At 30.5% G+C, this 16,032-nt stretch carries 16 protein-coding genes; 8 read left to right on the top strand and 8 right to left on the bottom strand.

The genetic code is table 11. From position 1 onward, the window contains the following. Nucleotides 1-497 precede the first annotated feature (497 nt). The 8 genes from AAFU52_RS23080 to AAFU52_RS23045 all read left to right on the top strand — a co-directional run bounded on the left by AAFU52_RS23080 (nucleotide 498) and on the right by AAFU52_RS23045 (nucleotide 7,541). The gene (locus AAFU52_RS23080; protein WP_438423705.1) at nucleotides 498-1,976 is read left to right on the top strand and encodes a nitrilase-related carbon-nitrogen hydrolase; all 1,479 of its coding nucleotides are present in this window, start codon (nucleotides 498-500) and stop codon (nucleotides 1,974-1,976) included. Between the two features lie 284 nt (nucleotides 1,977-2,260). Beyond that, nucleotides 2,261-2,656, top strand: a complete 396-nt coding sequence (locus tag AAFU52_RS23075) for a lysozyme inhibitor LprI family protein (RefSeq protein WP_438423700.1) — start codon at nucleotides 2,261-2,263, stop codon at nucleotides 2,654-2,656. A 156-nt stretch (nucleotides 2,657-2,812) separates the two neighbouring features. Further along, the gene (locus AAFU52_RS23070; RefSeq protein WP_438423698.1) at nucleotides 2,813-3,634 is read left to right on the top strand and encodes a LytR/AlgR family response regulator transcription factor; all 822 of its coding nucleotides are present in this window, start codon (nucleotides 2,813-2,815) and stop codon (nucleotides 3,632-3,634) included. Nucleotides 3,635-3,729: 95 nt separating this feature from the next. Beyond that, entirely contained in the window at nucleotides 3,730-4,389 is a 660-nt protein-coding gene (locus AAFU52_RS23065; protein WP_438423697.1) for a hypothetical protein, read from the top strand. 3 nt (nucleotides 4,390-4,392) lie between these two features. Continuing rightward, nucleotides 4,393-4,860, top strand: coding sequence for a DoxX family protein (locus AAFU52_RS23060; protein WP_438423696.1), 468 nt, complete (start codon nucleotides 4,393-4,395; stop codon nucleotides 4,858-4,860). 565 nt (nucleotides 4,861-5,425) lie between these two features. After that, on the top strand, nucleotides 5,426-5,953 hold the full coding sequence (locus AAFU52_RS23055) for a GNAT family N-acetyltransferase (RefSeq protein WP_438423695.1): 528 nt from the start codon (nucleotides 5,426-5,428) through the stop codon (nucleotides 5,951-5,953). Nucleotides 5,954-6,029: 76 nt separating this feature from the next. Next, on the top strand, nucleotides 6,030-6,533 hold the full coding sequence (locus AAFU52_RS23050) for a hypothetical protein (protein WP_024769484.1): 504 nt from the start codon (nucleotides 6,030-6,032) through the stop codon (nucleotides 6,531-6,533). 54 nt (nucleotides 6,534-6,587) lie between these two features. Next, nucleotides 6,588-7,541, top strand: a complete 954-nt coding sequence (locus tag AAFU52_RS23045; protein WP_438423694.1) for a hypothetical protein — start codon at nucleotides 6,588-6,590, stop codon at nucleotides 7,539-7,541. 178 nt (nucleotides 7,542-7,719) lie between these two features. On the opposite strand, the gene AAFU52_RS23040 is transcribed toward AAFU52_RS23045, so the two are convergent. The 8 genes from AAFU52_RS23040 to AAFU52_RS23005 form a co-directional block, all read right to left on the bottom strand. Next, nucleotides 7,720-8,400 (bottom strand): HAD family hydrolase, encoded by a 681-nt coding sequence (locus tag AAFU52_RS23040; protein WP_024769483.1) that lies wholly within the window; start codon nucleotides 8,398-8,400, stop codon nucleotides 7,720-7,722. A gap of 77 nt (nucleotides 8,401-8,477) precedes the next feature. Next, a complete protein-coding gene (locus AAFU52_RS23035) occupies nucleotides 8,478-10,262 on the bottom strand; it encodes an NAD(P)/FAD-dependent oxidoreductase (protein ID WP_438423693.1) in 1,785 nt (594 codons plus the stop codon). A gap of 21 nt (nucleotides 10,263-10,283) precedes the next feature. Further along, a complete protein-coding gene (locus AAFU52_RS23030) occupies nucleotides 10,284-11,099 on the bottom strand; it encodes a TauD/TfdA family dioxygenase (protein ID WP_438423692.1) in 816 nt (271 codons plus the stop codon). A 35-nt stretch (nucleotides 11,100-11,134) separates the two neighbouring features. Beyond that, a complete protein-coding gene (locus AAFU52_RS23025; RefSeq protein WP_438423691.1) occupies nucleotides 11,135-12,109 on the bottom strand; it encodes an L-tyrosine/L-tryptophan isonitrile synthase family protein in 975 nt (324 codons plus the stop codon). Nucleotides 12,110-12,996: 887 nt separating this feature from the next. Then, nucleotides 12,997-13,485 (bottom strand): hypothetical protein, encoded by a 489-nt coding sequence (locus tag AAFU52_RS23020; protein ID WP_438423690.1) that lies wholly within the window; start codon nucleotides 13,483-13,485, stop codon nucleotides 12,997-12,999. Nucleotides 13,486-13,593: 108 nt separating this feature from the next. Then, nucleotides 13,594-14,235 carry an outer membrane beta-barrel protein gene (locus AAFU52_RS23015; RefSeq protein ID WP_438423689.1) on the bottom strand — a complete coding sequence of 214 codons (642 nt, stop codon included), beginning with the start codon at nucleotides 14,233-14,235 and terminating at the stop codon, nucleotides 13,594-13,596. Between the two features lie 253 nt (nucleotides 14,236-14,488). Beyond that, entirely contained in the window at nucleotides 14,489-15,355 is an 867-nt protein-coding gene (locus AAFU52_RS23010) for a hypothetical protein (RefSeq protein ID WP_438423688.1), read from the bottom strand. 27 nt (nucleotides 15,356-15,382) lie between these two features. Further along, on the bottom strand, nucleotides 15,383-15,739 hold the full coding sequence (locus tag AAFU52_RS23005; RefSeq protein ID WP_438423687.1) for a hypothetical protein: 357 nt from the start codon (nucleotides 15,737-15,739) through the stop codon (nucleotides 15,383-15,385). Nucleotides 15,740-16,032: the final 293 nt, after the last annotated feature.

Below are 16,032 nucleotides of genomic sequence, written 5' to 3'. Positions count from 1 at the left end.
ATGACACTTTAGGATACTATTTTTTAATCAATAACTAAAGCTTTTCATTACAACAGGTATTCTAGCTGGTACGCGAAGACGCACTTGACTCTGACGTGACTGTTACGGTGAGCTTTACTCAATCAGATAAAAGACAGACTCAAAAAATTAATTGCTTACTCTTTACGTGTTGCTACAGAAAATAACAATATGTAAGAAAAGATAGGTTTTTGTGTTTAATCCAAAGGTCTGTGTTATTTGTAAAGTCATCTAATATTCATATTTGACTTAGTACCAACCCGAATTGTATGGCTTATCAACTGCCCTACATTTCTTACACGAAACGTTAGCAACAAGCTAAAGAAATATCCGAACTAAGATTAAAATGAAGGTAATAAATAAAATCAAGATGTACATTTTACAATTCAACTAAGCCAAACGATACTTCAGCAAAAACAACTACTTGGTTGGAGAGATTAAATTGATATTGCACCAATATTAATTTAATAAATAGAAAAATGAAACTTACTAGAAAAATAACATTCGTATCAATCTTATTATTATTCTCTGTATTTTCTAACGGACAATATGCTGTCTTCTTTGCCATTTGGATTTTTATAGCAATGCTTCTTTTTGCTGTTCGAAAATTAAAGAGATGGCAAGGGTTTTTACTAGCCTTCTTGGTAATAACAGTAGGTTATTTTATTGGCTTTGATGTCGTCCCTTTTTTACCTCTTATTGTCTCTATTATTATTTCTACAATTTTTGGTTTGCTTGCTTCATTACCATATTTAATTGATTCATTTTTTTCAAAAAAAAGAAAATCCTTTTTAAGCACCTTAATATTTCCATGTTCAGTTGTTTTAATTGAATATGTTTATCACCTATTTAATCAATATGGCACTTGGGGTCATTTCGCATATTCACAGCAAACACAAAATGTTCTATTACAATCTATTTCTGTTTTTGGGATGGGTTATATTACATTTTTAATTACTTGGTTTGCCTCTGTTAGTAATTGGGTTTATGAGCAAAGAAATGACTGGGGAAATGTAAAAAAAGGAGCACTTATTTATAGTATAGTTTTAGGTTTAACATTCATTTATGGTGGTTATCGTGTGCAATTTCAAAAACCCAATTCTGAAACTATTAGAATAGCTTCTATTTCTGCATTAGATAGTCTTAAAGTTTTGGTTGATATTCAAGGATTAAACAACAAAGAAACTGAAAATGATGTTAAAGTAGAAACTAGAAAAAACACATCTAAATTGAATCAAAATTTATTTGATAGAAGTGTTAAAGAGGCAGAAGCTGGAGCAAAAATAGTTTTTTGGGCAGAAGGCAATAGTATAATATTAAAAGAAGATGAAAAGGAGCTTTATGAAAAAGCAAGCCAAGTAGCGTTAAAGCAAAACTTCTATTTGGGTTTAGGAGTAGCAGTAATCGACCCTTTAAATACTAAATTTCTTGAAAATAAATTTGTTTTATTCGACAACGACGGAAAAAAAGTCATTGATTATTGGAAAGGTATTTCAGTTCCTGGTGCAGAGACCTCAATTAGCAATAATAAAGCTACTGGAATCCAAAAAATAGAAACTGAGTACGGAACTATTGCAGGGGCAATATGCTTCGATATGGATTTTCCAAATTATTTAAAAGAGGCGAAGGGCTCTGACATTCTGTTAGCCCCAAGCAATGATTGGAAAGAAATTGACCCAATTCATACAGATATGTCAAAATTTAGAGCGATTGAGCAAGGTTTTAATTTTATTCGTCAAACTAGTCTTGGTCTATCAATTGGCACAGATTATACAGGAAAAGTGATTAGTGAAATGGATCATTTTACCGATAATGATAAAGTACTGATAACACAACTACCGACAAAAGGAACGAAGACAATATATTCTATGATTGGGGATAGTTTCATTCTATTTTGTTTGCTCTTGCTTATTTTGGTCATAATAGTAATTAGAAAGAAAAAGGCTGAAAAGAATTAATATTTAGCTTAAATAGACAAGTTAAATCAATAGACTAAAACCAAGCAGAACTTAAAAGCAAGTTGCCAACAATGTATAAGAAAACATAAGTTTTTTGTGCTTAATCCAAAGGTCTATGTTATTTGTAAAGTCGCCAAATATAAAATTTGACGTTTATGAGAAAAAGATAAAAGCAAAATATTTATATTTGGCTTAGTACCAATCCGAATTGTATCGCTTATCAATTGCCCTACATTTCTTACTCGAAGCATTGGCAACAAGCTAAAGAAACAAAACACTGAAAAATGAACCGATTATTTTTAATATTATTTTTGACTTTTAAATTGACTTGTTTTTCGCAGACTCAATCGGAAATGAATAAAGATGCGAATAACGAATATCAAAAAGCGGATACAGAACTTAATGAAGTTTATCAAAATATACTGACAGAATATAAATCTGACACAATTTTTATTGACCGACTTAAAAAAACACAAAGAATTTGGATTTCTTACAGAGATGCTGAATTGGAAATGAAATTCCCTGTTAAAAATAAACAAACCGAGTATGGAAGTGTTTACCCAATGTGCGTTTCTTATTTTTTGAAAGAACTGACTGAAGAGCGAATTGAAAAATTAAAAGTTTGGTTAATTGGAGTTGAGGAAGGAGATGTTTGTTCAGGTTCAGTTAAAATAAAATAAAAACCAGTTGCCAATACAGTATAAAAAATTGCAGGAGTTAGAATTAAGCAAAGGTCGTTGTACGTTTGCTACGTGTGAATTTCCGAAGGAAATTCTTCGCACACAAACACGCAACTTTCCATATACAAACACGTTGGTAGTAACTTTCAAAAAGAGGTGATAAAACAAAAACTTAATAAAACAATAAACAAACTCCTACATCCAAATTTTGGAACATTGGTTGTATTTTGTGTTGTACTTTATGGGTTAGCAATTTTTCAGGACTACGTTTTCTCCAAAATTAAACCTACTGGTTTTTATTGGACTGATACTATGCTCTATAATATGTATTGGCTTTTATTTATTCCATTTATAAAAATTGCAAATTTCTTTTACAATAAAGTTCAATTCAAATCCCTAACTAGCAAAGTACTTTACTCTTTAAGTACAGGATTTATATTTAGTGTACTACATATATTTATTTTTACTTCAATTTTTATTTTAGGAAGTAATCTTATCTATTCTGTACCTCACCGTTTTTTAACAATACTTAAAAATGTAGTCTCAAATCAATTACATATAACAATTATTGTCTATTTATTTAGTCCTTTTGTTTTTGACTATCTTAAAAGAAAAAAACAGTTAAACAAAAACTTCCAAAATCAAAAGACCAATAAGACCATTACTGTTAAAAATGGTATTCGTAGAGTAAAGATTGACATTTTTACAATCCTATTTATTGAAACAGACAGACCCTATACAATGATACATACAACTGGTCAAAAAATTTTGCATGATGAGAGTTTAAAAAAACTAGGAGACTTATTAGACCCTCAAACCTTTTTAAGAGTTCATCGTTCAGTAATTATCAATAAAAACCACATAACAGAATTAAAATCAAGAAAGAATGGTGATTATGATGGTGTTTTATCCAATGGCCAATCCATAAGGTTCAGCAGACACTATCGTCAAAATTGGAGTGAACTATTAAACCACTAAGTTCTAAAACCACTCCAGTAAGCCTATTTACAGGTGGTTGCCTTTTCAATACATTAGATTTTTTGGACTTTTGATGTTCAATAAAATTTAAAACAATGATTTATAAGAAAGGCACAATAGCGTTATGCATTGCAGGTTTATTCATTACTCTAAATGCTTGTTCACAATCCCCCAAAAAACGTGACAAGAATTTAAAAACAGAAATTTCCACAGAAAGCACCAATCAAAAAAAATGTAACTGGTGCGGAACTTTTGAAGTTCCGGAAAATGTTTCTTGGAGAACCATTATCCCTCCAAAAGGAGAATCAGGAAACAAGCTTATTATTTCGGGAACGGTATATTTCCCTGATGGTAAAACGCCTGCAAAAGATGTTATTGTTTACGTTCATCACACCAATACTAAAGGGATCTATCCCAAAAGAGGAAATGAAAAAGGAAATGGTAAATACCATGGATACTTGAGAGGATGGATGAAAACAGATTCAAATGGCAGGTATGAACTTGAGACTATTCGGCCTGCTCCCTATCACAGTCATGACGGAGAACCAGCACACATCCATTATAATATTGAAGCCCCTGACTATCCTGAGTATTGGCTAACCGGACTATGGTTTTCTGATGACCCTAGAGTGAATGGATATAAAGACAAAATCGAGAGAAACGGAGGGTTTTCCAACATTGTAACCTTAACAAAGGATGAAAACAATATTTTAAGAGGTACAAGGAATATTATACTGGAAAAATTTGAAGATTAAGGTATGAAATCACTATCATTTTTGAACAAATCGATTTGGACTACCTCTGAAATAAGTGTCAGTTTTGGTTTACTTATGTTAAGGATTGGGATATCATTTTCTATGATTTATTTACATGGGTATCCAAGACTTATCAATTTCAGTGAAATTAGTTCCGAATTTGCTGACCCTTTGGGAGTGGGTATCGTCACAAGTTTAAGTCTTGTTGTGTTTGCCGAATTCTTTTGTTCTTTATTTTTAATAATTGGGCTGTTTACAAGGTGGAGTTGTGTTCCATTGATTATTACAATGATTGTTGCAACTTGGATAATTAATGGAGGAAAAGGTTTTATTTTTCAAGAAAAAAGTATTATTTATTTAATTGGCTACACCAGTTTATTAATAAGTGGAGGAGGTTACTTTTCTTTAGATTACTTACTATTAGGTAGAAAAATGAAAACTAAAACACAAACTACTACGAACAATGTATAACTGCAATTACGGCGGATTCGACTATGTCTGAATCCACTCAGAATTACTAAAGTCAGTGTTTAATCTGAAAATTAATTAACTTTATACCCGTAACTAGCGATTATACGAGACCGTTGGCAATAATTGACAAATGAATCATTTAATTATCTGGAAAGAAACTTCTCTTTTCTTAGGAAGTAATAATACAGGTATTTCTGAACATCAACATCCAATGATTCAGTTAATACTATGTATCAATGATTTATTTTTATGGAAAGACACAAATAGGAATTGGATAAAAAAGAAGACCTTGCTTATTTCTCCAAACCAAACTCAACAGTGCAAGGACTAACTTAGGGAATTGTAAAATAGAAAGAATTGAATTTAGTCGAATGGAAAAATAATTTTGGGTAACACCTCTTATATGTGATCATAGCTGATTGAGGCTAAACCGAAAGGTCTTTGTATATTTATGATGGCGTAGCTTGCAAAACAAAAAACATAGCAATCAATGCATAAATAATGTCAAGGCTAGGTAATATCTTACTCTGTTACGGCACATATATGAAACGTTATAAGCAATAAAATGAAAACCTTAATAGAAACAGAAAGATTATTGTTAAAGGAAATTACTTTGGATGATAAAGAGGAAATGTTTCAGTTGCATTCTAATTCTGACGTACAAAAGTATACGGGAGAACCTCTGGTTGAATCTATAGAAGAAATGGAACAGGCAATACAGACAAGAATTTACGACTATAAAAAGTATGGATATGGAAGATGGGCTACCTTTCTAAAAAATGGAATGCAGTTTGTTGGCTGGGCTGGTTTAGCATACCTGCCTGAATTTGATGAAATTGATCTTGGTTATAGATTCTCACCTAAATATTGGGGGATGGGTTTTGCAACAGAAGCATCTCACGCAATTTTGACATACGGATTTGATAAACTCGAATTAGGACGGATAATAGCAATTGCTATGAAAGAAAATAAAGCATCTATAAGAGTAATGGAAAAAGTTGGGATGGAATTTGATAAATTTGCACCTTATGAACCTGGAAGTGAAGATGTTGCTTGGTATTGGTGTGACAAAAAACTTATAACAAAAAAATAAACGACATTAAAAACAACTGCTTATACTCAACGTTAGCGATCAGGAAGTAAAACAAGGAGTCAACCAGAATTAAAAAATGAAATTTAAAGCAAAGAAATCCTCAATTTTTGAATGTACTTTGGAAAGAGCATTTAAAACACCAATATTATGTGATGTAACAAAAGTTCATACTGGATATGGAGTTATGCCTAAGGTGATCCATACAAAAAATGATGAAAATTGGGGAAAAGTAGGGGCGAGCAAAAAAATATATGTAGCTAAATCAATGACGCAAAAAGGAGGTTTTGCTTCTGTAGATAGTATACTTGAACGAGTTGAAAATGAATATTGGAAAATACAAATAGATGAATTTCAATCTTGGATGCTTGGGTTTTACAAATTTGTTGGAAAATGGAAAGTGACAAAGTTAGAAGAAAGGAAAATTTTAGTAGAATACACCTATTTTTTACACTCTAAGAATCCTGTATTTTATCCCTTCAATTGGATATTTGCAAAAACGTTTTGGAGAATCTATATGAAAAGAGTTATGGATAATATTAGAAATATGGTGAACAATGAAGAGCCGTATCAATTTGAATAAAATAAACCCTAATCTTTAACTTGTGTAAATAATGTCCCTTAAGGAACGTTAAAAATGGACGAAGAACAAATTATAAAATGGTTGCTTAATGGTGATGTTTCAATACAGTATCAGGTTCACCGTGATTTGTTAGGTTCTGACAAAAAAGATTTACAAGAGAGAATTGCAAATGAAGGGTGGGGGAAACAATTCTTAGCAAAACGAAAGCAAAATGGCAATTGGGGAGATGGGTTTTATCAACCTAAATGGATTTCGACTCATTATACTCTTCTCGACCTTCGAAATTTGAATTTGAGCCCTAATCACAAACCAGTAAAAGAACCGATCCAAGAGGTTCTAAACACATCAAAAGCCAAAGATGGAGGAATTCAACTTGGCTCATCCACCTCTCAACATAGTGATGTTTGTGTAAATGGTATGTTTTTAAATTATGCATCTTATTTCAATGTTCCAGAAAAGGAACTTGAATCTATTGTAGATAGTCTTCTCAATGAAATAATGCATGATGGCGGATTCAATTGTAGGACGACAAGAAGCGGGGCAAGTCATAGTTCTTTACATTCAACAATCTCAGTTCTTGAAGGACTGCTTGAGTTTCAAAAAGCAGGTTTCACTTACAGAAAAGATGACATTTCAAGCGCAATCAAAAGTGCAGAAGAATTCATACTGATTCATAGATTATTCCTTTCTGACCGAACAGGTAAAATTATTCACAAGGACTTTTTGAAATTATCGTATCCGAGCAGATGGAAGTATGATATTCTTAGAGCATTGGATTATTTCCAAAAAGCTGAAAGAAAGTGGGATGAAAGAATAGATGAAGCTATTACAGTAATTCAAAAAAAACGAAATAAATATGGCACTTGGAATATGCAAGCGGCTCATCCTGGCCAGTTACACTTTGTAATGGAAAAAGCTGGTAAACCCAGTAGATGGAATACATTGAGAGCTATGCGGGTTTTGAAATATTATCAAAGAAATAAAAACTACAGCCAACAAAAGTTATAACACACTAATTAAAACGCTCGATAGCCAAACGAGATATTACTCGTATATCAAGATTAGAAAAAAATAAGACCATAGATACTCGATGGTATAGGACTTAATGATAAGTATAGGTAAAGAGTTTGTTTAAATAATGCTACTACAAAATTTAGTTACGAGAAAAAGGAGTAACATCTTTCTTTTATAAAACTACGTATTGATCTAGTAACAGTTGTTTTAAGTCATTAGAGTTTCTTACTATATAGTTTGGAGATAATGGTATCAATTTTTCTTCATTTCTAAACCCCCAGGTAATGGCAATGCTATCAATACCTGCATTTTTGGCAGTAACTAAATCTACTTCAGTGTCTCCAATTAATACCAATCGATCTAAAGATATTTTGAGAGAATGTGAAATATCTAAAATACCCTTTGGGTCTGGTTTTTTATGTATGTCTGATTGACCTATAATATGATCGAATTTGATATTTGGAAAAAAATGATTTGCACATTTACATGTTAAATCATGAAATTTATTGGATAATAAAGCTAATTTTATTCCAGTTGATTGTAATTCTTCTAAAATCTCCAAAATACCCACATATACTTCAGAATGTTGAGTATACAAATTTTCATACATTAAACGAAACTCACTTAATAAGTCTTCTGTTAATTTTTCATTTCTATCTTTTGTAGGAATTGATTGTATTATAAGATTTTTAGTTCCATTCCCAATAAACTCACGATAATTTTTTATTGTATGAGTTGGGAAATTATTTTTTTTCATAAGCTCATTCATGATATGAGTGTATATTCCTAAGGTATTTAAGAGCGTTCCATCTAAATCAAAAATGATCCCATCGTATTTCTTTTTTATTGACATACAACAATTGTTTTTTTAAGAGTTCCAGAGATAGATACTTTTATCTCTGTGAACTCTTTTTTATTTTGAATCAAAAATTATTTTATTTCTATAAGAGATTCTTTTTGCACATTTACCATACCTTCTAATATTAAATTTTTAAGTAAAGTTAATTGTGTCATACTTATTTTGTCTATTAATTCACTATATAAAACAGGCTGTTGTTTTAATAAATCAAATAGTGCTTTACCTCCTGTTCTTTGATCTACAAATCTAACTTCTTTATTTTTATCAAGTCCTGTTTTAGTAAATCTTGAACAAGGAATTAGATGTTCAATTCCTGAAGGAGCAGCATCACCATTTTTAATTGGATCTTTCCAATATGTTGCAATGGCTTTTTTTAGTTCTTCCGGAATCTCTATTGGAGGAATACTTGCTTTAAAACCTGGGACATCAATAGAAAAACCATCTCTAATATATACACTTTCATCTAATGATAATATGTCAGAGGGAGAAGGTTCAGATCGATTTAATTCTGATAATCTCTTCAAAAACCTACCATCAGTATCCAAATCTTCTTTTTTGAAAGAACCTGAGGTTAGTAATGTTAAGAGATCTTGATTTAAAGCAGTATCTACCAATGCATGAAAAGTTTCATCTTTAATACCCAGATCAGAAGTAAGTACATTCCTTTTATTCCAAAAAATACTTTGCGGGTTAGATTTGGCTATGGCATGATACCATTGATCTATAGATAGAGCAAAAGAGTGAGCAATTTTATGCCATTCTTCATCATAATCATGCCATACATCTTTTTTCATTTCATAGGTAAGGTTTTTATCATCTAGCGTCGACCTTATTAATAAAGAAGCAGTTGATGCCATACCACCTGCAAAAGCAACACCCGAAGAAAAAAGAGGGTCAACAAAATAAGCAGAATCTCCTACCATTATCCAGCCTTCATCAAAGTCACAAAATTTTTCCTGAATCATAGAATAGTTGGATAGCACTTTAACTTCATCATTTACAGGTTTTGCATCTTTAATAAGATCTTTTAATCTTGGAACGGTTTTTATAAAATCAAAAAACTGTTCAGGATCTTTTAAATCCTTATTTAAAGTTTTTATTAATTTTGGATCAGTAATGATTCCTAATGAGTATACAATTGTTCTTTCGTTGTTTATCATTTTAGGAATAGGAATATACCAAATCCAACCATGTTCAAAAGCGAAACAAGCAACCGGAGATTGATTGTTTTCTTTAAAGATGTTCCAATCCCCATCAAGAGTTTGAGCCGGTTTTCCTCCAACAAAATGATTCCAGACAGCCAAGTTTTTATATTCTGAAAGATAACTCTTTCGAGTCGTCGGGATTACCGTATTTCTTCTGCCGGATGCATCTACAAAAATTTTACAATTTAGAGTCTGACCAGATTCTAATGTAACAGTTCCGATATTGTTCTCATAGCGATACTCTTCTATTTTGTTTTTTTCAAATACATCAACGCCAGATGATTGTGCATGATCCAATAGGATTTTATCGAATTCTGCTCTATCTGTATGTATGGCCCAACGATGAACACCATCTTCTACATAGTTTAACATGTCAAAGAAGGTAGTTTTAGGAGTTTTGTTATCCCAATCAAAAATTCCTCCAAACTTTTTTATCCAGCAACCACTATCCAAAACTTTTTGAAGTACTCCGCACTCCTCCAAAATAGGAATTATAGGGTGAGCAAATGATTCTCCTATTTTTTCACGGGGAAATTCATCTTCTTCGAAAATTGCTACTTTTAGATTACTTTTTTTGGTTAGTAAAGCACCCAATATGGATCCAGAGGGACCTCCTCCCATGATTATAATATCATATTCTTTATGTGTCATAATTAGTTTATTATTTGTGGTTTATAAAATATGTATTCGTTGTAAATAGCGATCCATATTTTCTTTTAAAGAGTTTCTTCCGTGTAATAGTGATAAATTATCAATTAGTAAATAATCCCCTGTTTCCCATCTATGTTGATAACATACATCGGATTCATATAATTTTGGTATGAAGCTTTTCAGAAAATTATTTTTTTCATTTGTAGAAAACCCTGATATTTCAATATGTATAGGGTTAAGTTGTACACTTTCTTCATTTAGAGGTTCTGCAAATCGTATTACATCTTTACCAAGATGCTCATCAAAGTGAACAAGGTTCTGTGTTATTTTCCCTCCATAATGGGCGTTTTTTTCTGTGCTATATGTAATGGTGATACTTTTCCATAATTTTAATTCTTGTGAGCTAGCTTTTTCTAATACTTTTTGGGTATCACAAAATGTACTTTCTCCACCAGGTACACTAATATTGGCTTTTAAACATTGAAAAAATAAGAATGAGGGTACTGCATTTGCAAATGCTCCATCCCAATGAAAAGGAACATTTCCTTTTGTGAATAGATAATTATTAGTATTTTCTTTAATTTCTAAATTTAAAATATGTCCAAAATTCCATTCGAGAAGATTTCCCCACCGTTTTGCATAGTTTAGCATATTATCAGATTCCATAGGTTGAAACCCTTTTAGAAGCACAACTTTTTCTTGATGTATAATTTCTGTTAAATCTTTTATAGATAAATCAGTAAGTTGATCATTTTCGTTAGCTTGTATAATTGTGCCAAAAGGAAGTATTGGTTTGGTTTTTATTTGTGGTAATGCATTTAAACTATTTGTTTCCATATTATTTTATTTTTTTTATTTAATAAATAAGATTGTTATACCATTGAATAAAATGAATACCCTTTTTGTGAAGAGATTAATTCTGCTCCCATTTCTTTTGCCTCTTTGTTTTTTACTAATTTATAACCTTCTTCATCTAGCAAAACAACATTGTGCCAAGGAGTACCCCAATTATGATTGCATTTTACTAATTGAATGCCTATTTTTCCAGTGTTTAGTTTTTGTGGATGAATAGAAATTCTGATGCATTCGGGGAAAAATTTTGCTACTAGATCGCTCCAGGAATGACTTCTTTGAATTACTTGATACGCTATTTCTTTTGATTGTTTTTTTAATTGATTCTTACTTAATTCTCTATTTAATACAGACATATCTTCATATACAAACTTGTGTAAACCATTAAATAAGTTTTTCTCTGATTCTTGATTCTTTACATTATATTTTACTTCTTCTATACTTTCACCATAATTATTACTTAATTCATATCTCATTTCATCATATGATAGTTCTGGAAAAACGTTATCTAAATTGAAGGTTTCTAAATAGTTTATATTTTCTCGTTTAATCATATCGTTTAGTGCTTCAGAATAGGTCGTAACATCATCATCGTTGACTTGAACAATATCACTAAAGACTCTTCCGTCAGAGCAGATAACAACTTTTGCTCCTGGAGTATAAATCTGTTGAATCTGGGAACATATTTTATTAAGACGTTTTAACCCCAGAAATTCCCCCAAATCAGGTTTGATTCCTAAGGTTTTCTCCCGGTTGGGAGATTTTGCAGGAAAAGCAGGTAAGATTAGTCGGATTGGTTCATTTTTATGGATAAATGAATTTATTTTTTTCAAGTGATTTTGAACTGCAACATTTACATCTGGATCATCAAAAATGATTTCAATATCAAAAACTTTTAAATGACTATAATTCATTATAATATTGAAAACTTTTTTGGCTAGAGAAGATTGCTCTTTTTTAAGAGAAACAACACTGTTGTTTTGTAATAAATTCATGGTTTTAAATAGTTTAAGTTGGGTTATGTTTAATATTATTTGTAGTTGTTTGTTTAAGAGAAAGGCATAGGATTAGGTTTAAAAATGTAGCAGATTTAAAATTCCATATATTGTACTTTGGTTATCACCAGCAACAAATTTGATATTTTGTGTTTACTATATTAACCCCAAATCCTCCAAGGGGTTTTTTGGGTTTAGGAGATAGCCATATTAAATAGAAATCTTATTTACGTCTATGGTTCTGTAATTAATAAGAATTTGGTCAATATCTATTTCTGACAATGAGTCATTGATTGGTAGGGATAAGGATAAGGTTTTTTTCGAACCGTAATCTTTATGATGATTTTACCTTTAATAAGATGAATGCTATAGTAGTTTTTTATAGCTTGAATAATAGATAATTGTATAGTTATAAGCTTATCTATATGGTTATGAATTGCTTTTTGTAAGTGTAACATGTGTTGAGTTTGGTTTTAAGAGAAAGTATTTTTTTTACATATGCTTTATTGTTTGTAAGGAATACGATTAAAATTTATGTTTTATTTTGATGTCGAAATTAAGTAATTGCTTATACTTAAAATGTAACATTTATAGGTGTTTTATTGCACTTTTATGCTTACATATTCATTGTTTGATATTATATAAATAGTGATTTTGTTATGTTTATATAACTAATGATTTAAAAGAAAACCCCTCTCATTATAGATATATTAAGAATTTTGACTCTATTTTTTAATTCTAAGTGAGAATTAGAGTCGTTCACACAATCTTCCCTAAAAGGGATAAATTCTTGACATACTATATTAGATTTGCCCAAATTATTATTGAGCTATACCAACACCTAGTTTGTATAGGAGGAGAGGAGTTTATTTGTAGTTTATGAAGAGTTATGTTGTGCTATTTTTGTTTTCCACCTCTTCTTTTATAGAGTTGTAAATACTCTTATCATCAATTTTAGTTATCGAAGACAACTTTTTGAGTAACAACATTGCTTCGTCTTTGCCTTCCTCAAACATATTTATAGTATTCTTATTAAATGTGATGTTCTCTTCTGCTTCCATTTTTAGTATGTGAGATTGATATAAGAAGTTTCGTATAATATGATTACTAGCATATAACATTGAGTGATATATTTTTCTTTTTTCAACGTTTCGCTTCTTTTCTAAAATTACTATGATATTCAGCATAATAAATAGAGCAAAGAACTTAAACCATAGAAATATTAATTCATCGATTTTTGATGATTTTATAAAGTTGAAGTACATATCTATTTGTTCTGCCAAATCTATATTTCTAATAATGCAATAAAAATACCCGATGGTAGATAGTAAAAATCCAACGATCACGTAGACATATTTTTTTAAAACCAGTTTCATTGTATGTTATTATTTTATTTATAATATTTTTAGTTATGTAACAATACAACCGTAATGTATAGGTGATTTTAGGGTAGTTATTATAGTAGGTTATAACGGATGTTGTTTTTAGAATTTGTATGCTAATCCAAAATTGATATGCTCAAAATCAAATCCTATAATAATTTCGTCGGTGGATTTCTCTCCTTCATCAGCTTTCATAGATTCATAAGATAAAGCTCCCCATAGCGCTTCAATAGCAAAATGATCATTCAAGAAATATGTTAACCCAGGAATAAGCCCGATTTTATACCCTTTTTCTTTATTTTTAATACCATTTCTTTCTATATCAGCTGTAAGGTAATCTACTCCAAGTTCACCAAAAAGAGAGAATTTATGACCTGGCGTAAAATCATATCGTCCAAATACTCCTATAAGTCCATGATGAGATTTTATTTCTCCTTCTTCTTCTTTTTCACTTTCACTTTCATATCCAAGTTTTATACCACCAGTTACAGTCTCGGAAATAAGGTATCCAACTCTGGTGAATACATCTAACATAATATCTTCATGCTCTTCTCCTTCATTTTTAATTGTTTTGGAATCAAATCCAAACAAAGCAGAAACAAATACATCTCCTTGTTCAAACTCTCCTTTTTTATCATAGTCTTTAGCAAAATGATGCTCCTTCGTAGCATTATTATGATGTTCTTGAGCATTAGCAAAAGCGAATGATGCTATTGTGATCGTAGTTAATAGTATTTTTTTCATGAATTAGTATTTTTAAAATATTTAGTTTTATTATGTTTTTGATATTGCTAGAATCCAGCACGACATTTTGTAGAGGAAATGAGTAATATTTTGGGTTTTTTGTTAGGCTTAAATGTGGGGTAAGGATATTAATCTATAGCGTTTTTCGAAGCAGTGCCCTGGGGATAAGGCACCTTAAATAGCTCGAAAACATTGGGGTTTCAGAAGATTAATTTAGATTTTAACACGTTTTTACGTAAAGCAATGAGATACATTATAATTTGGTATGCTCGTATAAGGTTGTTATTTCATTGTATGCTCTGGTAAGTTTATTAGAAATATCATAGATTTCTTTATGCTTATATCCTTGTTTTCCAAGTTTACCTTGTTTTATAATTTCCCATATCGTTAACGCATTTGCAATTTTTTCATCTGTTTCTGCATTATCAAAGTCAGAAAGGAGTAATGGTGTATTCATTCCGTCTATTTCATTGTATATGTTTTTCAACATTTGTTCAGAATTTTTGTCTTTCAGTGTTGGATGATTTGCTAAATAATATAATGCCAGTCTTTGTGCAAGCATACGTTGTCTTCCTGAGACGGTTATGATTTTTTTAAGTTCTATATCTTTTTCGTTATAAGATTCATCATTGGCTAGTCCTTTTGTAGCTCTATTAGCGTTTTTGGATTCTATTGCGATCGAGCGCACAACATTTTCTGTTTCTTTAAGTAAATCTGTATTCAGGTTTAATATTTTTTTGGCATCATCAAAATTTGGAGTACTTACTATATGTTTTTTAAAAGTGGTCCATAGATTACTAACTTTTTTAATTTTACTCTTTGTTACTTTATTGCTAGAATTTTTAGATAAAATTTCATTCTGTTTTTCAAAAATGATTTTACTTGTCATGAGATCTCTTGAAGCTTTGGCATCATCAGAATTCTCGACCATATATAAATAATCTTTGGCCATTTTTTGAATTAACATGCCTTGTTTCTCTGATATATTAATAGCTTTATTATAAGTCATCACACCATACTTTGGCTTAGATTGGGCATTAATTGTAGACAAACCAAGTGTCATTATTCCTAGTATAAACAGTATATACGTTGATTTAGTAGTTAAATAATTATGTCTCATTTTTATTATTTTTTAAGTATTTAAATATTAATATTCTTCAAGAATTAATTTTGTAATTTTCTTATCAGGAGATACCCCTATAATTAGAATCAAGGAAGTATTTTCGAATTCTGTTAGGTATCTTTTTGCTTTGTCTTCATCTAATAAAAAAGAAGAAGCTCCCATTGGCCCTTTTTTTGATTGGTTTTCAGAAATGAATTGCTTCACTCTTTCTATTGTAAATGTCGATTGTAATTGGGGGGATAACGTATCAAAAATCTTTTTAGAATCTTTTGCGTTGTATGCATCCGTTACTTCGGTGATTATTTTTTGATAATCCTCCTGAGTTTGTGAAAAACCTATTTGCAAAAAAAGAAATAAGATTAGGCTAAGTATTTTTTTCATAGTATTTAAATTATGGTTTAACTATTTCGTGATTACGGTTAAATGATTGTTTTTAACCGATTTGTTTTATTGGGTGCGAAAGTAGAATTAGAATCTGTAGAGAATTTGTGGAGAATCTGTAGGAAATCTGTAGACGTTGTTTTGATTCTTTTTTTGAAATAATAACCTAAAAAACAAATAGATAGATAACTTCTTTTTAAGTCATGAATGGACTTGTTTTCTGAAAGTGAATATTATTTATAAAAACTTTTGCTTTCTGATAATTATTTGTTTCTTTAATTATAGGTAATTGG

This window comes from Aquimarina macrocephali, assembly GCF_051627225.1.
Lineage (GTDB): Bacteria > Bacteroidota > Bacteroidia > Flavobacteriales > Flavobacteriaceae > Aquimarina > Aquimarina macrocephali.
The sequence above is the reverse complement of the archived record's forward strand: the minus strand, read 5'-3'. Positions and strand labels throughout refer to the sequence as shown.